Annotated in this window: 19 protein-coding genes; 17 read left to right on the forward strand and 2 right to left on the reverse strand. The window is 44.9% G+C overall.

The window, feature by feature from the left end:
• Nucleotide 1: 1 nt before the first annotated feature.
• The 10 genes from cbiB (at nucleotide 2) to ruvX (ending at nucleotide 9,129) form a co-directional block, all read left to right on the forward strand.
• Entirely contained in the window at nucleotides 2–967 is a 966-nt protein-coding gene (gene cbiB, locus AB4513_RS01125; RefSeq protein ID WP_012604821.1) for an adenosylcobinamide-phosphate synthase CbiB, read from the forward strand.
• A gap of 38 nt (nucleotides 968–1,005) precedes the next feature.
• A complete protein-coding gene (locus tag AB4513_RS01130) occupies nucleotides 1,006–2,076 on the forward strand; it encodes a threonine-phosphate decarboxylase (RefSeq protein WP_102258161.1) in 1,071 nt (356 codons plus the stop codon).
• A gap of 2 nt (nucleotides 2,077–2,078) precedes the next feature.
• Nucleotides 2,079–3,383 carry a cobyrinate a,c-diamide synthase gene (locus AB4513_RS01135; RefSeq protein WP_102258160.1) on the forward strand — a complete coding sequence of 435 codons (1,305 nt, stop codon included), beginning with the start codon at nucleotides 2,079–2,081 and terminating at the stop codon, nucleotides 3,381–3,383.
• A gap of 506 nt (nucleotides 3,384–3,889) precedes the next feature.
• Nucleotides 3,890–4,687, forward strand: coding sequence for a DUF2189 domain-containing protein (locus tag AB4513_RS01140; protein WP_102258159.1), 798 nt, complete (start codon nucleotides 3,890–3,892; stop codon nucleotides 4,685–4,687).
• Between the two features lie 79 nt (nucleotides 4,688–4,766).
• Nucleotides 4,767–5,267, forward strand: a complete 501-nt coding sequence (locus tag AB4513_RS01145; RefSeq protein ID WP_017103292.1) for a SprT family zinc-dependent metalloprotease — start codon at nucleotides 4,767–4,769, stop codon at nucleotides 5,265–5,267.
• 97 nt (nucleotides 5,268–5,364) lie between these two features.
• Nucleotides 5,365–6,096, forward strand: coding sequence for an endonuclease (locus AB4513_RS01150; RefSeq protein WP_102258158.1), 732 nt, complete (start codon nucleotides 5,365–5,367; stop codon nucleotides 6,094–6,096).
• A gap of 159 nt (nucleotides 6,097–6,255) precedes the next feature.
• Nucleotides 6,256–6,987, forward strand: coding sequence for a 16S rRNA (uracil(1498)-N(3))-methyltransferase (rsmE, locus tag AB4513_RS01155; protein ID WP_017091302.1), 732 nt, complete (start codon nucleotides 6,256–6,258; stop codon nucleotides 6,985–6,987).
• A gap of 9 nt (nucleotides 6,988–6,996) precedes the next feature.
• On the forward strand, nucleotides 6,997–7,947 hold the full coding sequence (gshB, locus tag AB4513_RS01160) for a glutathione synthase (RefSeq protein WP_102258157.1): 951 nt from the start codon (nucleotides 6,997–6,999) through the stop codon (nucleotides 7,945–7,947).
• A 116-nt stretch (nucleotides 7,948–8,063) separates the two neighbouring features.
• On the forward strand, nucleotides 8,064–8,627 hold the full coding sequence (locus AB4513_RS01165) for a YqgE/AlgH family protein (protein WP_009847697.1): 564 nt from the start codon (nucleotides 8,064–8,066) through the stop codon (nucleotides 8,625–8,627).
• 79 nt (nucleotides 8,628–8,706) lie between these two features.
• Complete coding sequence (gene ruvX / locus AB4513_RS01170; RefSeq protein WP_009847698.1) at nucleotides 8,707–9,129, forward strand: Holliday junction resolvase RuvX; 423 nt, start codon at nucleotides 8,707–8,709, stop codon at nucleotides 9,127–9,129.
• Between the two features lie 333 nt (nucleotides 9,130–9,462).
• Here ruvX and AB4513_RS01175 read toward each other — a convergent pair whose 3' ends face one another.
• Nucleotides 9,463–10,572: a PilT/PilU family type 4a pilus ATPase gene (locus tag AB4513_RS01175; RefSeq protein ID WP_102258156.1), complete on the reverse strand. Its 1,110-nt coding sequence runs from the start codon at nucleotides 10,570–10,572 to the stop codon at nucleotides 9,463–9,465.
• Between the two features lie 14 nt (nucleotides 10,573–10,586).
• Nucleotides 10,587–11,624 (reverse strand): type IV pilus twitching motility protein PilT, encoded by a 1,038-nt coding sequence (locus tag AB4513_RS01180; RefSeq protein WP_012604833.1) that lies wholly within the window; start codon nucleotides 11,622–11,624, stop codon nucleotides 10,587–10,589.
• Between the two features lie 26 nt (nucleotides 11,625–11,650).
• Between AB4513_RS01180 and AB4513_RS01185 the strand changes: the two genes are divergently transcribed.
• The 7 genes from AB4513_RS01185 to hemW all read left to right on the forward strand — a co-directional run bounded on the left by AB4513_RS01185 (nucleotide 11,651) and on the right by hemW (nucleotide 16,498).
• On the forward strand, nucleotides 11,651–12,367 hold the full coding sequence (locus tag AB4513_RS01185) for a YggS family pyridoxal phosphate-dependent enzyme (RefSeq protein ID WP_012604834.1): 717 nt from the start codon (nucleotides 11,651–11,653) through the stop codon (nucleotides 12,365–12,367).
• 63 nt (nucleotides 12,368–12,430) lie between these two features.
• Nucleotides 12,431–13,249, forward strand: coding sequence for a pyrroline-5-carboxylate reductase (gene proC, locus AB4513_RS01190; RefSeq protein WP_102258155.1), 819 nt, complete (start codon nucleotides 12,431–12,433; stop codon nucleotides 13,247–13,249).
• 76 nt (nucleotides 13,250–13,325) lie between these two features.
• Nucleotides 13,326–13,883, forward strand: a complete 558-nt coding sequence (locus AB4513_RS01195) for a YggT family protein (RefSeq protein ID WP_012604836.1) — start codon at nucleotides 13,326–13,328, stop codon at nucleotides 13,881–13,883.
• 29 nt (nucleotides 13,884–13,912) lie between these two features.
• Nucleotides 13,913–14,203: a DUF167 family protein YggU gene (gene yggU / locus AB4513_RS01200; protein WP_017101445.1), complete on the forward strand. Its 291-nt coding sequence runs from the start codon at nucleotides 13,913–13,915 to the stop codon at nucleotides 14,201–14,203.
• A gap of 28 nt (nucleotides 14,204–14,231) precedes the next feature.
• Nucleotides 14,232–14,663 (forward strand): DUF4426 domain-containing protein, encoded by a 432-nt coding sequence (locus tag AB4513_RS01205; protein WP_017101446.1) that lies wholly within the window; start codon nucleotides 14,232–14,234, stop codon nucleotides 14,661–14,663.
• A 48-nt stretch (nucleotides 14,664–14,711) separates the two neighbouring features.
• Nucleotides 14,712–15,311, forward strand: a complete 600-nt coding sequence (locus AB4513_RS01210) for an XTP/dITP diphosphatase (protein WP_017080776.1) — start codon at nucleotides 14,712–14,714, stop codon at nucleotides 15,309–15,311.
• Nucleotides 15,311–16,498, forward strand: a complete 1,188-nt coding sequence (gene hemW / locus AB4513_RS01215; RefSeq protein ID WP_017101448.1) for a radical SAM family heme chaperone HemW — start codon at nucleotides 15,311–15,313, stop codon at nucleotides 16,496–16,498. The genes AB4513_RS01210 and hemW overlap by 1 nt, the downstream gene beginning before the upstream one ends.
• Nucleotides 16,499–16,520: the final 22 nt, after the last annotated feature.

Raw genomic sequence — 16,520 nt, forward strand, 5'->3', positions numbered from 1 at the left:
TATGATGATCTTTTTTGATTTAAATTTTGGTTATTCAAGTTTAGCGATCGCGCTAATGATGATCGCAGCTTTGATGCTTGATCACTTACTAGGTGAGCCTAAACGATTTCACCCTTTGATCGGTTTTGGCTATGCGGTTGAGAAAATCGAGAAGCTGTTAAACCGAGCCACTAAATTCTCAGGTTTGATCGCATGGATAGCTGCGACTGTTCCATTGTGCTTACTCAGCTTTTGGCTACAACATACGCTACTAAGCATGGGGAACACATTAGGCTTTTGGCTATTTAATATCGTGGTTCTGTATATCGCGATAGGTCAACGTAGCCTGCTTGAGCACGCCCAGTGGATCCACCAGCCGCTGAGCCAAGGTGATCTTGATTTAGCGCGAGAGAAAGTTGGTTGGATCGTTAGCCGTAATACTGAAACCATGGATCAACGCCAGATCACGTCATCGACGATTGAGTCGGTATTAGAGAATGGTAACGATGCGATCTTCGGCACTCTATTTTGGTTTGCACTGCTTGGGGCTCCAGGGGCATTACTGTTCCGATTAGTGAACACACTTGATGCGATGTGGGGCTACAAAAATGAACGCTGGCTAGAATTTGGCTATGTGGCAGCAAAAGTAGATGATGTGATGGGCTGGGCACCTGCGCGCTTAACCGCACTTAGCTACAGCCTTTTAGGCAACACTAAGTTGGCTCTGAAATGCTGGAAAGAACAAGCTAAACATTGCTCGAGTCCAAACGGTGGCCCCGTAATGACATCAGGTGCCGGCGCACTACAAATCATCATAGGTGGCGATACGTATTACCACGGAAAACTTGTGAAAAAACGTCCGATGGGAAAAGGTAATATTGCGACTTTAGAAGATATTCCACGAGCCATATCTTTGGTCCAAAAAACCAGTGTGCTTTGGGCCATCGTAATGCTACTGCTTTCTCTTTTAACTCTTTGTTTATTTTGATTTCATGTCTATTTTAACTCTTTACTTTAAGTACGCTAATGACGATTAAACAACACTCAACCTCAAACGAACTTCCGCATCACGGTGGTAAGTTAATCGAGTTTTCATTGCGCTATCAAAGGCCAATCGAACAATGGGTCGACCTTTCAACTGGAGTAAGCCCGCACCACTACCCTATACCTGAAATCCCTGCATCGGTATGGAATCGGCTACCAGAAGACGATGATGGCTTAATCACAGCCGCGCAAACCTACTATCAAAGTGATGCCTTGTTACCCGTAGCTGGCAGTCAGGCAGCCATTCAATCGCTACCTCATATGATTGCAAAGACACAGCCAACATTGACGTACATCCTATTGCCTCATACGGGTTACAAAGAACATCAACATGCGTGGCAGCAGTACGCAGAACAAAGCATACAAGCCGTCATATTCGACTTTTACCTACACAAACCGACAATCGAACAGCTGAAAACGGCAGACGTGGTCGTAGTGATTAATCCCAATAATCCAACCGCACTGAATGTGCCACCAAGTGAAGTACTGACTTGGCTAAATCATATCCAAGATCATTCAACGCTCGTGATTGATGAAGCGTTTGTAGACTGTACTCCTGAGCTTTCAGTGTTACCAAGTTTCCCAACAGGAGTACCTGACAATCTAATAGTCCTGCGATCAGTGGGTAAATTTTTTGGGCTGGCAGGGATTCGCGCAGGCTTTTGTTTTGCCTCGCCATTGCGTTTAAATATTCTTAAACAACACCTTGGACCTTGGACACTCAGTGGCCCAACTCGCTATGTCACCACACATGCCTTACTCAACTCCAATTGGCAAAAGAAAAACCGCCAACGCCTACATGAAGAGGCTCAGCGTATGAACCAACTCTTACAACTACATTTTGGCCAAATGGCGGGCTCGGTAAAAATAACATCACAGATACTCTTTCACCGAGTTGAAATTTCAGATTCGGCATCATGGCACCATCAGCTCGCCAAGTTAGGGGTTTTTACTCGTCATTGTGATGAAAACGATGCACTTCGTTTCGGGTTACCCGCCAACGAATCACAATGGCAAGCGCTCACTCGCGCACTCGAACAACTCAAGGAATAATTATGTCTACAGCTTATTGTTCTGCCCTAGTGGTAGGCGCACCTTCTTCTGGAAGCGGAAAAACAACCGTGGTCGCCGCTCTAGCAAGAGCTTTGGTTCAACAAGGAAAGAAAGTTCGAGTATTCAAAACTGGGCCTGATTTTATTGATCCACAATTTCTATCTATTGCATCAGATACACCCACTTACCAATTGGATTTGTGGATGTGTGGTGAAGCGGAATGCCAACACTTAATTTATCAAGCAGCCCTAGAAGCGGATGTGATTCTAATTGAAGGCGTAATGGGTATGTTTGATGGCAAATGCTCAAGTGCTGATATTGCCGCTAAATTTAACCTTCCGATGTTAGCTGTTGTCGATGCTGGCGCAATGGCACAAACCTTTGGAGCCATTGTAAATGGCTTATCGACATTCCGTGATGACGTGGATGTATTTGGTGTAGTTGCAAACCGCGTAGGTTCTGAACGTCACGCTGAAATGCTAAAAGAAAGCCTAAAACCTGAAACCGAGTTTTGTGGTTGGTTACCAAAAGACATGGATTTGTCGCTGCCAGAACGCCACTTAGGTTTAGTACAAGCACAAGAGTTAGATGACATAGAAGAGCGACTTAATCACGCAGCCAAGCTACTACTAGAACATGGTGATATCCCATTACCAACAGCACAAGCATTTGAAAAACCAAAGCAAGCACTACCAGCCAGACATGAATCATTGACTGGTCATACAATTGCAGTAGCTCGTGATAATAGCTTTGCTTTCTTGTATCAAGCCAACCTTGATTTGTTGATCGAATTGGGGGCAAAACTGTCATTTTTCTCACCGCTTGCACATGATGATTTACCAGTGTGTGACGCTTTGTATTTACCAGGAGGTTATCCTGAATTACATAAGGATAAGCTAGCGCTCAATCATGCGTTGAAGCAGCAAATCATCACACACATTGAACAAGGAAAACCTTGCCTAGCCGAATGTGGTGGCATGCTATACCTCAACAAAGCATTGACTGATACAGAAAGCCAAACAGAAAACATGGTTGGCGCGTTAAATGCCAAAGCGACTATGCAGAAAAAGCTAGCCGCGCTAGGGATCCTAGAAGCTAATTTCAATGGTCAAATGCTGCGTGGTCATACTTTCCATTATTCAAAAACAGACAGTAAAGAAACCGTACTAACTCAGCCTGAATCTCAATATGGTAGGCCAACCGATCCTGTTTGGATAAAACAAAGCACCATCGCTTCTTATGCACATTGGTACTTCCCGTATAACCCTGATTTGGTAGCGAAAATATTCAAAGGAGCACTTTATTAAGTATGGGCGAAAAAATACGCCTTGAACGCTTTCAATAGGGCGTGTTGATCTTTCGAGCTGATTTTTGCAGCGAGTTGCTGGGTATTTATACAAGGCAGAGACTTTGATGTGTAGCTAGCCTACATGAGAAGCCGATAACGTAGTAGAAATGACCAGCAAACGCTGCCCGAAGGGTTCGGCTAAAAGCATTTTACTCTTTGTTGAGGGAGATTTGCTTAGAATGACTAGGCTACTTCCCCCTCGCCGCGATTAAAACGCTTTTATCTCGAACAAAATTTAACCATAAAAGGTCAACACGCCCTAATAACAGCCTGTCAAAAGTTGATATTTGCCGCTTCACGGTCAATAGTTAAAATAATGTTAACGAACAAATCAATATCAGACTTTGTTTCGTGAACTATTTAGCTGATGCGCGCTTACATCAAAGACGTCGCCAAGTCGGGCATCGAGTTTCGTTCGCTGCAATTTAACTGCAGCGCAGGTAGAAAACTGATCAAGGAGGATCTATGCCTCGTACATTGAATACACAAGACTTCGACGATAAACAAAAAGAAATCAAAGACTCAGAATACGCTCGTACAATACCATCTTATCAGGTGAGCATTTCAGCGCCCTTTCATTGGTTGTCGCTTGCTCTGCACGACTTAGTGAGAATGCCATTAATCAGCGCATTTTACGGTTTGTGCTTTATGGGTGCGGCCATCGCCATTGTTCAACTTGTCCAATGGCAAGGAACACATTTAGTCGTTATGCCAAGCTTGATTGTGTACATGCTAATAGGGCCGTTTCTTGCCCTAGGCTTATATGACGCAGCCTGGGAAAGAGAAAAGGGGCACAACGCTAGCCTACTTCACTCGATGAAAGCCATCACACGCAACTCAACCCACCAATGGGCGTTTGCGATTGTATTAATGGTTGCGATGATATTCTGGATGCGTATCGCTGCATTATTGCACGCACTTTACCCTTCAGTACAAGGGGCACCATTGACCGAATTTGCTCCCTTCTTAATTACAGGGTCTGTGATTGGTTTTGTTATCGCTAGCCTGATATTTAGTATCTCAGCATTTTCAATTCCACTAATGATGGAAAGACGTGTAGATGTAATGAGTGCGATTTTTACTAGCTTCAACGCTGTTAAATCAAACATCCCTGCGATGGTCGTTTGGGCGGGTATCATTGGTACTGGTATCTTAGTCGGCTTCGCGACCTACGGTGTGGGTATGATTGTAACGATGCCATTACTTGGTTACGGAACCTGGCATGCTTACCACGAAGTCATCAAAAAGAAACATCATGTTTAAATCGTTTCACGATCGATGAGCAATGTTATGATGAGGCCTTAGCTTAAACGCTGAGGCTTTTTTTTGGAGTTAACAACGCTTGTCTTACACCCCGCAACAACATCGAGTAAATAAAAAACTGGGCGAATGCCTAGCTATTGCTAATCAACATTTTTCTCGTGAATTTCCATGCCCAACCGTCACTTACAAGTTAAGAGGAAAGGCAGCGGGAAAAGCCTACCTCCAGTTAAACGAGATAAAACTCAACCAAGTGCTATTCAGCGAAAATGAAGACGCCTTTATTAGCGAAGTCGTACCTCATGAACTCGCACATCTGATCACATATCAGGTCTTCGGACGAGTTAGGCCTCACGGCAATGAGTGGAAATACGTGATGGAAAAGGTATTCAATGTACCGGCCAGAACCACACACAGCTTGGAAATCACCTCAGTGCAGGGCAAAACTTTTGAGTATCGCTGTGATTGCACCACTTATCCCCTGTCGATAAGACGACACAACAAAGTCATCCGCAACCAATCAACGTATCGTTGCCAACAATGCCAGCAAACCTTAGCTTTTACCGGCCTTCAATTGAGCTAAGTCTTGAGCTCATAAGATAACGCGAATAAATGTAATAGAGTGAACTAACATTTGAGTGCTAGACTGTTGTTTATCATACTTTCATCAGTCTTTTTCTATGCAAAAAACCTCTCCAAAAGTATTTGGCCTATCGATGTCCTTTTACCTATCAATAGTATTTGGCCTACTGGTAACCCAAAGCGTTTTCGCCGCTCCACCAAGTTCGTTCTCCAAAGCTAAAAAAGAAGCGGTGAAGATTTATCTCGATCACCCGACTTCATTTTATTGTGGTTGTGACATCACTTGGAAAGACAAAAAGAAAGGTATCCCCGACCTCGACGGCTGTGGTTATCAAGTGAGAAAACAGCAAAAGCGCGCTTCCCGTATTGAGTGGGAACACGTGGTTCCAGCTTGGCAATTCGGCCACCAGCGTCAGTGCTGGCAAGATGGCGGACGTAAGAACTGCACTCGCAACGACAAAGTATTCAAATCCATGGAAGCCGATCTTCATAATCTGACTCCGGCCATTGGCGAGGTTAACGGTGATCGCTCTAATTACAATTTCAGTCAGTGGAATGGAATGGATGGCGTTAGCTATGGTCAATGTGAAATGCAGGTCAACTTCAAGCAGCGCAAAGTGATGCCGCCAGACAGAGCAAAAGGTTCTATCGCGCGTACTTATCTTTATATGAGCCAAGAGTACGGCTTCAAACTATCTAAGCAGCAGACTAACCTGATGATGGCGTGGAACAAGCAATTCCCTGTCGATAAGTGGGAATGTACGCGTGATGAGCGAATCTATGCGATCCAAGGTAATCACAACCCGTTTGTTTTTCCTGCTTGTAAATAACACGACTCAGGCAACCAACATCTCCAATTGCCTCCATCTCAAACAAGAGTTTCAGAATTGCCCCTGAAACTCTTGCGCTACCCTTGTTTTTTCAACTAAAAGCATCCATGTTAGGCAGAGACAAAATACCCAAATGAACATATTTATAGGTTTACCAGCATGAGAATCCCTCGCATCCATCACCCAGAACGCATTCATCAGTTAGGTTCACTCGCTTTAGACGAAGATGCCGCGGGTCATGTTGGTCGAGTCCTTCGTATGAAAGAAGGTCAAGATGTTCTTCTATTTGATGGCAGTGGCGCTGAATTCCCTGCGACAATTGCTGAAGTATCAAAAAAGAACGTCACAGTTAATGTTACTGAACGTATCGAGCGCAGCAGCGAATCTCCGTTAGACTTACATTTAGGCCAAGTGATTTCACGTGGCGACAAAATGGAATTCACGATTCAGAAATCGGTTGAGCTTGGTGTGAACACCATTACCCCTCTTATTTCAGAGCGCTGTGGCGTTAAGCTTGATACTAAACGCTTCGAGAAAAAGCTCGCACAGTGGCAAAAGATTGCTATCGCAGCATGTGAACAATCTGGCCGTAATACGGTTCCGGTTATTCGCCCAATCATGCAGCTTGAAGAGTGGTGCAGCGAACCGAGTGAAGCGTTGAAGCTAAACCTGCACCCTCGAGCAAAATACTCAATTAACACCCTTCCAGAACCCATCAGTAAGGTGCGCCTATTGATCGGTCCTGAAGGCGGACTGTCCGCTGAAGAAATCGGCATGACAGAACAATACAAATTTGAAGAGACGCTACTCGGTCCACGTGTACTTCGTACCGAAACTGCTGCTCTAACCGCAATTACTGCCTTACAAGTCCGTTTTGGCGATCTAGGCTAGGAGAAAGAAATGATCAAACTTGGCATCGTAATGGATCCAATTTCATCCATTAACATCAAAAAAGACTCTAGCTTTGCCATGATGCTTGAAGCTCAGCGTCGTGGTTACGAAATCCATTACATGGAAATGGATGATCTACATTTAGATCAAGGCGTAGCCATTGCTGACACTAAGGTTGTTGAACTAAAAGAAGATCCAAACGGTTGGTACGAGTTCAAATCAGAACAGACTATCGCGCTATCCGATTTAGATGCGGTACTGATGCGTAAAGATCCTCCGTTTGATACTGAGTACATCTACGCGACTTACATTCTTGAGCGTGCTGAAGAGAACGGCGCACTGATCGTAAACAAGCCACAAAGCTTACGTGACTGTAACGAGAAGTTGTTCACGGCATGGTTCCCTGAACTCACACCAACCACCATCGTGACTCGTAAAGCTGAAAAAATTAAAGCATTCCGCGAGAAGCACGGTGACGTGATTCTAAAACCACTTGATGGCATGGGTGGCGCGTCAATCTTCCGTGTGAAGGAAGGCGACCCTAACGTATCGGTAATCATTGAAACACTGACCAACCACGGTCAAAACTACGCAATGGCACAAACCTTTGTTCCAGACATCAGCAATGGTGATAAGCGCATTCTTGTGGTTGACGGTGAACCAATGCCTTACTGCCTAGCGCGTATTCCTGCGAAAGGGGAAACTCGAGGTAACCTTGCTGCTGGCGGTACAGGTGAAGCTCGCCCGCTGAGTGAAACAGACTGGGCTATCGCAAGAGCAGTTGCACCGGCATTAAAAGAGAAAGGTTTAATCTTTGTAGGACTTGATGTTATCGGTGACAAACTGACTGAAATCAACGTGACAAGCCCTACTTGTATCCGTGAAATTGAAGCTGCTTTTGATATTTCGGTAACGGGAAAATTAATGGATGCAATCGAGCGTCGCGTTAACGCTAAATAGCCTAAACTAAAGAAAGCCTTAGCTATTCGAAAACACAAAAATATCTAGGCAAAGAACAATGAGCGGCTTTACGCCGCTCTTTTTCCTTTACTGGGAACACACTGGCAGGAGGCTCTATGAATTTAACGAACCACTTTCTGGTCGCTATGCCCGGAATGAAAGACCCATACTTTCAAAATTCGGTGATCTATCTTTGTGAGCACAATGACGAAGGTGCGATGGGTTTGATGATCAACGCTCCTATCGATGTCACTGTCGGCAGCATGCTCAAGCAAGTTGAGGTTGACTCTGAACAGCCGAAATCCAACCAAGCAAGCCTTGATAAGCCAGTACTTAATGGTGGGCCAGTTGCAGAAGATCGTGGGTTTATTTTGCATAAACCCAAAGGCAGTTATCAATCCAGCATCAACATGACGGATCAAATCTCAGTAACAACATCAAAAGATATCTTGATGGTGTTAGGGACTGAAGATGAACCGAACAATTATCTGGTTGCACTTGGTTATTCTGGGTGGGAGCCTGGCCAGTTGGAGATAGAACTGACCGAGAACTCATGGCTAACCGTTGAAGCCGATCCAAAGGTCATCTTTGACACACCGATCTCGGACCGCTGGAAAGTTGCGGTACAAATGTTAGGTATTAATGCCGCTCAGCTTTCAGCAGACGCAGGCCACGCCTAAACCAACCCAGCTCAGCTCAGCTCAGCTCAGCTCAGCTCAATAAAATAAACACTCAAACACAGATTAATTTGGAAGCCCCATGTCACGAACAATTATGGCATTTGACTACGGTACAAAAAGTATCGGCAGTGCGATTGGACAAGAAATCACAGGCACAGCAAGCCCCCTGAAAGCCTTTAAAGCCAAAGATGGCATCCCAAACTGGGACGATATCGAGAAGCAAATTAAGGAATGGCAGCCAAATCTGATTGTGGTTGGCCTTCCTACCGACCTTCATGGTAAAGATCTAGCAGCTATTACACCCAGAGCGAAGAAATTCGCTAACCGTCTTAAAGGACGCTTTGGTGTGGATGTTGAACTGCATGATGAAAGACTTTCTACGACAGAAGCAAGGGCCGACCTTTTTGAAATGGGCGGCTATAAAGCGCTAAGTAAAGGTAACGTCGATAATCAATCAGCCGTTGTAATTCTAGAGAGCTGGTTTGAAGCACAATATGGCTAAGTTATTTATTTAGCAAACTCGAGCAAGCTTATGATCCCTTGCCATTTTAACTGCGTAATGGAGGAGCGATAAAGGAAAAGAACTTGGGAGTTCATATGAAAATTTTTCTAACAATATTCATAGCGTTATCTATAACGGCATGCAGCTCAATGGGAAGCGGTTCCGCGGGTTACGACGGTCAACAGTACCCGTCAAAAATCAAATTAGAAAAGGAGCGCGGTTACTCATATGATAACCATCGCTCCAACATGCACTCATCTAACATGTATTAAGTTATAAACGAATAAAACCCGCCACAGAAGCGGGTTTTGTGTTTATCAACAAAGCCGTGACTTAGCCCATATCAATCTTAACACCAGCCAACGCACCAGTTTCGTAGTCATCATCGCCACGTTTGGTCTTGAGCATTAAACGCAAGTCATTGGCAGAATCTGCACTATGGAATGCATCATCCTCGCTAATCTTGTCCGCAACCACTAAATCATACAAAGCTTGGTCAAAAGTCTGCATACCAATCTCTTTCGATTTGGCCATCGTTGCTTTTAACTCATGCAACTCACCACGACGAATCAAGTCAGATATACGAGGGCTATTTAGCAGAATTTCGAAGACACCATGACGACCATTGCCATTTTTATCGCGTATTAACTGCTGAGCGACCACACCACGCAGATTCATCGACAGATCAAACAGGAACTGTTCTTTCTGCTCTTTCGGCACCAAGTGAAGAATACGCTCTAGCGCCTGGTTAGCGTTATTGGCATGCAGGGTTGCCATACACAAGTGACCCGTTTCAGCAAAGGTCATCGCGTATTCCATGGTTTCACGACTACGGATTTCGCCAATCAAAATCATATCAGGGGCTTGGCGTAACGAGTTTTTAAGCGCGACTTCATAGCTTTCGGTGTCGAGTCCAACCTCTCGTTGAGTCACGATGCACTTTTTATGTTCGTGTACGAATTCAATCGGGTCTTCAACCGTCAAGATATGACCTGAACGATTGGTATTGCGATAGCCTGTCATCGCAGCCATCGAGGTCGATTTACCAGAGCCAGTCGCACCAACCACCAGCACAAGCCCGCGCTTAGCGATTGAAAGGTCTTGTAGTACGTAAGGAAGCTTTAATTGCTCAAAGGTAGGGATGTTAGTCTCGATGCGACGAATTACTGCTCCTGGCAGCTCTCGCTGAAAGAACGCACTGACACGAAAACGACCAAAATTACGAACGATAGCAAAATTAGCCTCACGCGTTTGCTTGTATTCATCTCGTCGATCTTGATCCATCATCGCATCAAGTAATTGAGCAACCTGAGCCGCATTCAGCTTCTCTCCTTGGGGGCGTAATTCACCATCCACACGAAAAAGGATTGGCGCATCGACAGTGATATAAAGATCCGACGCCTTTTGAGAGAGCATCCCTTCAAGAATTTGATTCAATTCCATTTTGTTCACCTTGATTAAAACATTGAGGTTTCAATTTCGATCTTTTTCTCGACCTCTTCCGAGTCAACCAAGCCTTGTGCCATCAGTTGTTTCGCGTTTTGCTCCATGGTCTGCATACCATGTGCCGCGCCCGTTTGAATAATCGAGTACATCTGCGCGACTTTATCTTCACGAATCAAGTTTCTGATTGCAGGTGTCGCCATCATGATTTCATGACAAGCGACACGACCACCACCGACACGCTTTAATAGTTTCTGGGCAATCACCGAACGTAACGATTCAGACAGCATCGAACGAACCATATCTTTGTCGCTACCCGGGAATACATCGATAATACGGTCTACGGTTTTTGCTGCAGAGCTAGTATGCAAAGTACCAAAAACTAGGTGACCAGTTTCTGCGGCCGTTAACGCTAAGCTGATCGTCTCTTGGTCACGAAGCTCACCTACAAGAATTACGTCCGGGTCTTCACGTAACGCACTGCGTAGCGCCGCTTTAAAGCTGTGCGTATCACGATGAACTTCACGCTGGTTAACCAGACATTTATTATTGGTGTGAACGAATTCAATTGGGTCTTCAATGGTCAAAATGTGTTTGTTGTGATTACGGTTTACATAATCAACCATCGCCGCCAAAGTTGTCGATTTACCAGACCCCGTAGGGCCAGTCACCAGCACTAAGCCTTTTTCATAATTGGCAATTTTTTCAAAAATATCAGGTGCGCCCAACTGCTCTAACGTTGGGATTTCTACAGGGATGGTTCGAAAGACCGCTGCGCACCCACGGGCTTGGTTAAAAGCATTAACACGGAATCGGCCAACATTGGGTAATTCAAAAGAGAAGTCGACTTCCAATTTTTCCTCAAACTCACCGCGCTGTGAGTCGTCCATGATCTCAAAAACTAAACGATGCACATCAGCATGACTCAAAGCTGGGATTCCAAGCTTCCTTACTTCACCATCTATACGTACCATTGGAGATACACCCGCAGAAAGATGTAGATCTGACGCGTTATGCTTTACACTAAAATCTAGTAACTCAGTGATATCCATTTATTTTCCCTTAAGTAAAGTCAGCTATGAGTAGTATTCAACAAAATATCGAACAAATCACCTCACAGATTCGTAGTGCTGAACAAAAGTGCGGACGAGCTCCAGACTCCGTGCAACTTTTAGCCGTCAGTAAAACTAAACCTATTGATGCGATTCTAGAAGCCGCACTCGGAGGTCAAGTTGCCTTTGGTGAAAACTATGTTCAAGAAGGTGTCGATAAAGTAAAACACTTTTCAGAACAACATTCTAACCTAAATTTAGAATGGCATTTTATTGGCCCAATCCAATCTAATAAAACTCGCCCTATTGCGGAAAGCTTCCAATGGGTGCATTCCGTTGATCGCGATAAGATCGCACAAAGGCTTCATGATCAGCGACCAAACGAGCTTCCACCTCTACAAGTGCTCATTCAAGTGAACACCAGTGGTGAAGATTCAAAATCAGGAACGTCAGAAGAAACAGTTTTTGCGCTCGCAGAGTTGATTTCGTCGCTCCCTAACCTCACTTTAAGAGGGTTGATGTCGATTCCCGCAAACGTATCTGACTATCAATCTCAGCTTAAGGCATTTTCTCAACTGGCAGAGCTTCAACAAAAGCTCGCAGCGAAGTATCCAGACATCGATACCCTTTCAATGGGTATGAGTGGTGATATGGATGCAGCCGTTGAGGCTGGTAGCACAATGGTTCGTATTGGAACGGCCATCTTTGGTGCTCGTGATTACGCGAATAACCGTAGTAAGTAACCAAGTACAAGTATTGATACAGCTTCGCTTGAACCGCGCAGCGACACGCTCAGGATTTTATATATGGAACATAAGAACATCGCCTTTATTGGGGCGGGAAACATGGTTCGCTCAATTGTAGCGGGCTTAGTCGCGAGTGGTTACCCAGCGCAAAAGATTACTGCTACAGCACCTTCAGACACCAGAAGGCTGCCGCTAGAGCAAGAGTACAGCATCAATACCACCAGCGATAATATTGCCGCAGCAGAGCAAGCAGACGTTATTGTGCTATCGGTGAAGCCACAAATGATGGCTGATGTATGTAAACCCTTACAAGGTATCGATTTCAGCAACAAACTGGTTATCTCAATTGCAGCGGGTATTAATGCGAATCGACTCAATGAGATGTTAAACTGCCAGCTGAACCTTGTTCGTGTGATGCCAAACACGCCATCGCTGCTTGGTAAAGGGATGAGCGGTCTTTATGCCGATTCAACGGTCAGCCAAAATGATAAAGACTTTGCTTCTCAGCTGATGCAAGCTGTAGGTGAAGTTAGCTGGGTTGAGCAAGAATCTGGGATTAATAACATCATTGCGGCGGCGGGCAGTGCTCCGGCTTACTTCTTCCTATTTATGGAAGCGATGCAAGCCGAAGCAATCAACCAAGGCTTCGACCAGGAAACCGCTCGTAAATTAGTGCAGCAGTCGGCATTAGGTGCGGCAGAGATGGTGGTTGCAAATCCAGACACAGAATTATCTACACTGCGTGAACAAGTGACTTCAAAAGGCGGCACAACCGCAGAAGCACTGCGCACGTTTAACGACCATCAACTTTCAGACATCGTAGCAAAAGCCATGCAAGCGGCGGTTGCTCGAGCTGAAGAGATGGAAAAACTGTTTTAATACTAATTACAGTAAAAAAGCATTTTGTCGCTCGGGTTATATCTAAGCGGCAAGTAAATCCGAAAAAGGAAACAATATGAACTCGATGAGCTTTCTGATCTCGACCGTTTTTGATCTTTACATCATGGTTGTGATCTTGCGTATCTGGCTACAAGCATCACGTGCAGATTTCTACAACCCATTCTCACAATTTATCGTAAAAGCGACACAACCGGTTGTTGCACCACTACGCCGAGTAATTCCATCAATCGGCAGCCTTGATCTTGCGACGGTTGTTTTCGCTTATGTGCTATGTGTACTTAAGTTCGTCGCTCTAAATCTGATTATCTCTGGCGGTGCGGCTGTATTTGACATCAGCTTCCTGATATTTGGAGCGCTATCTCTGCTTAAAGCGGCTGGTGGTTTGATCTTCTGGGTTCTGCTAATCCGTGCAATCCTGAGCTGGGTTAGCCAAGGTCGTAGCCCAATTGAATACGTGTTCCATCAACTGACTGAACCAATGCTGGCTCCAATTCGTCGTATTCTTCCAGCAATGGGCGGTTTTGATTTAAGCGTACTGGTACTGTTTATTGTTCTGCAATTCGCGAACTTCTTAATGGGTGACCTAATTGGCCCGATTTGGTATCAGCTATAATTCAAGTACGAACATCAGGTACTTTGACGATGCCAAAAGCGGTTTGGGCCGAGGAAGACGATATTCTTCTTAGGCTCTATATCCAACCCAAAGCAAGCCGAGATAAAATTGTCGGCTTACACGGCGAGGAACTGAAAATTGCCATTACTGCACCACCGGTTGATGGCAAAGCCAATGCTCACTTAGCGAAATACCTTGCGAAACAATTTAAGGTCGCTAAAGGGCAAATTACGATAGAAAAGGGAGAGCTAGGTAGGCACAAGCAAGTTCGAATATGCTCGCCAAGCCAAATCCCAACTGAAGTCAAAGCCATCCTATGATGGCTTTTTGCTATTTATTGGAGTCATTATGCGTTTATGGATAACAGCACTACTCACCGCTCTTGTTGCCTTACCAAGTTCGGCAGGACAGTTTAAAAGTATCAAGGATGTCGAGGTTCATTATTCGGCTTTCAATTCCACGTTTTTAACTGCGCAGGTCGCTAAGCAATATAAGCTGAAACGAAACGGATACTCAGCGATTCTAAACATCAGCGTGCTAGACAACGCTTCTCTAGGCAAGCCTGCAACAACGGCTAAAATTACGGGAACAGCTCGAAACCTAGTAGGTAACACTCGCACGCTTAACTTCCGTGAAATAAAGGAAGGTGATGCAATTTATTACCTTGCTGAGTTCCCTATCACTCACGAAGAGAACATCACTTTTAATATCGATGTTAACGCCGGTTTGAAAGGCACAGGTCCACTGCGTTTCACACAAAAATTTTATATAGAAGAGTAGCTTCAAAGCTCACATTTCTAGTCATTAACTTATTAGAGCCACATCCCCATGAGTAAGATTGTTTTAGCAACAGGCAACCAAGGTAAAGTTCGCGAGATGGCAGATATTCTGTCTGAGTTTGGTTTCGACGTTGTCGCGCAAAGTGAATTTAACGTTTCAGAAGTCGCAGAAACAGGAACGACTTTCATTGAAAATGCCATCATCAAAGCTCGCCACGCTGCGAAAGAGACGGGGCTACCAGCCATTGCTGACGATTCTGGCTTAGAAGTTGATTACCTTAATGGTGCACCCGGTATCTACTCAGCGCGTTACTCAGGTGAAGGGGCTACTGATAAGCAAAACATCGAAAAGCTGTTAGATGCTATGCAAGGTGTCGATGTTGAAAAGCGTACCGCTCGTTTTCACTGTGTATTGGTGCTAATGCGTCACGAAAACGATCCAACTCCATTAGTATGTCACGGTAAATGGGAAGGTCGCATTCTGACTGAAGAACACGGTGAAAATGGCTTTGGCTACGATCCTGTATTCTTTGTACCAGAAGATAACTGCGCCTCAGCAGAACTTGAATCGTCACGTAAGAAGCAACTGTCACACCGTGGTAAAGCCCTCGCGTCATTATTCAAGACTCTCAAGGAGCAAGCTCTGTAATGCACAATGCAGCGCTAATACCACCCGCACTCAGCCTCTATGTCCACATTCCATGGTGTGTACAAAAGTGTCCGTATTGTGATTTTAACTCTCACGCTCTCAAAGCCGAGATTCCTGAAAAAGAGTACATCGATGCTCTGCTTGAGGATCTCGATACCGATATCGAAAAATACCAACTCAATGGCGCACCTCGCCCATTGCATTCGATCTTTATTGGTGGCGGCACGCCGAGTCTATTTTCTCCAGAAGGAATAGGTCGATTGCTGCAAGGCATTGAACAACGCATTCCGTTCAAACCTGAAATAGAAATCACCATGGAAGCTAATCCGGGAACTATCGAAGCTGAGCGTTTTGCTGGTTACCAAAAAGCAGGCATAACTCGAATCTCGGTGGGCGTGCAAAGTTTTGAACAAGAGAAACTGGAAAGGCTTGGACGTATTCACGGTCAAGACGAAGCGGTTAATGCAGCTCATTTAGCACATAAAATCGGACTAAATAGCTTCAACCTAGATCTAATGCACGGCTTACCCGATCAAAGCATTGATCAGGCCTTGGCTGATTTGGACAGAGCGATCGAGCTTAATCCTCCGCATTTATCTTGGTATCAGCTAACAATAGAACCTAACACCATGTTCTATTACAAAACACCAAAGCTACCTGACGATGATGACCTTTGGGATATCTTCGACTTAGGCCATAAGAAGCTCGCAGACGCAGGTTATGTACAATACGAAATTTCAGGCTACAGCAAGCCGGGATATCAGTGTCAGCATAATCTCAACTACTGGCGCTTTGGTGACTACCTAGGTATTGGCTGTGGCTCTCATGGCAAGCTGAGCTTTGCAGATGGACGTATTGTTCGCACCACTAAGGTTAAACACCCTAGAGGCTACCTAGCCGCGTATCAGAATCTGGTGAAGCCCTATCTGTCGGATGAACTTGAAGTACCTAATGAGGACCGCCCTTTCGAGTTCTTCATGAACCGCTTCAGGCTAATGGAAGCGTGTCCAAAACAAGACTTCATTGATACGACTGGGTTAGAGTTTGATTCAATTCAGCCAACGATAGAGTGGGCCAAAGAGCTCGGTTATCTTAATGAAACCGACAGCCATTGGCAGATCACTGAAAAAGGAAAGCTGTTCCTGAATGATCTGCTTGAAGCCTTTATGGCTGAAGAAGACGAATAGAGCGAGATTCGAGATTCGAGAT

The organism is Vibrio sp. 10N.222.54.E6 (assembly GCF_041473955.1).
Taxonomy (GTDB): Bacteria; Pseudomonadota; Gammaproteobacteria; order Enterobacterales; family Vibrionaceae; genus Vibrio; species Vibrio tasmaniensis_A.

Excerpts from the sequence above, each read along its gene's own strand:
- cbiB (WP_012604821.1), top strand. The coding sequence starts at position 2 with ATGATGATCTTTTTTGATTTAAATTTTGGTTATTCAAGTTTAGCGATC.
- AB4513_RS01130 (WP_102258161.1), top strand. The coding sequence starts at position 1,006 with ATGACGATTAAACAACACTCAACCTCAAACGAACTTCCGCATCACGGT.
- AB4513_RS01135 (WP_102258160.1), top strand. The coding sequence starts at position 2,079 with ATGTCTACAGCTTATTGTTCTGCCCTAGTGGTAGGCGCACCTTCTTCT.
- AB4513_RS01140 (WP_102258159.1), top strand. The coding sequence starts at position 3,890 with ATGCCTCGTACATTGAATACACAAGACTTCGACGATAAACAAAAAGAA.
- AB4513_RS01150 (WP_102258158.1), top strand. The coding sequence starts at position 5,365 with ATGCAAAAAACCTCTCCAAAAGTATTTGGCCTATCGATGTCCTTTTAC.
- rsmE (WP_017091302.1), top strand. The coding sequence starts at position 6,256 with ATGAGAATCCCTCGCATCCATCACCCAGAACGCATTCATCAGTTAGGT.
- gshB (WP_102258157.1), top strand. The coding sequence starts at position 6,997 with ATGATCAAACTTGGCATCGTAATGGATCCAATTTCATCCATTAACATC.
- AB4513_RS01165 (WP_009847697.1), top strand. The coding sequence starts at position 8,064 with ATGAATTTAACGAACCACTTTCTGGTCGCTATGCCCGGAATGAAAGAC.
- ruvX (WP_009847698.1), top strand. The coding sequence starts at position 8,707 with ATGTCACGAACAATTATGGCATTTGACTACGGTACAAAAAGTATCGGC.
- AB4513_RS01175 (WP_102258156.1), bottom strand. The coding sequence starts at position 10,572 with ATGGAATTGAATCAAATTCTTGAAGGGATGCTCTCTCAAAAGGCGTCG.
- AB4513_RS01180 (WP_012604833.1), bottom strand. The coding sequence starts at position 11,624 with ATGGATATCACTGAGTTACTAGATTTTAGTGTAAAGCATAACGCGTCA.
- AB4513_RS01185 (WP_012604834.1), top strand. The coding sequence starts at position 11,651 with ATGAGTAGTATTCAACAAAATATCGAACAAATCACCTCACAGATTCGT.
- proC (WP_102258155.1), top strand. The coding sequence starts at position 12,431 with ATGGAACATAAGAACATCGCCTTTATTGGGGCGGGAAACATGGTTCGC.
- AB4513_RS01195 (WP_012604836.1), top strand. The coding sequence starts at position 13,326 with ATGAACTCGATGAGCTTTCTGATCTCGACCGTTTTTGATCTTTACATC.
- yggU (WP_017101445.1), top strand. The coding sequence starts at position 13,913 with ATGCCAAAAGCGGTTTGGGCCGAGGAAGACGATATTCTTCTTAGGCTC.
- AB4513_RS01205 (WP_017101446.1), top strand. The coding sequence starts at position 14,232 with ATGCGTTTATGGATAACAGCACTACTCACCGCTCTTGTTGCCTTACCA.
- AB4513_RS01210 (WP_017080776.1), top strand. The coding sequence starts at position 14,712 with ATGAGTAAGATTGTTTTAGCAACAGGCAACCAAGGTAAAGTTCGCGAG.
- hemW (WP_017101448.1), top strand. The coding sequence starts at position 15,311 with ATGCACAATGCAGCGCTAATACCACCCGCACTCAGCCTCTATGTCCAC.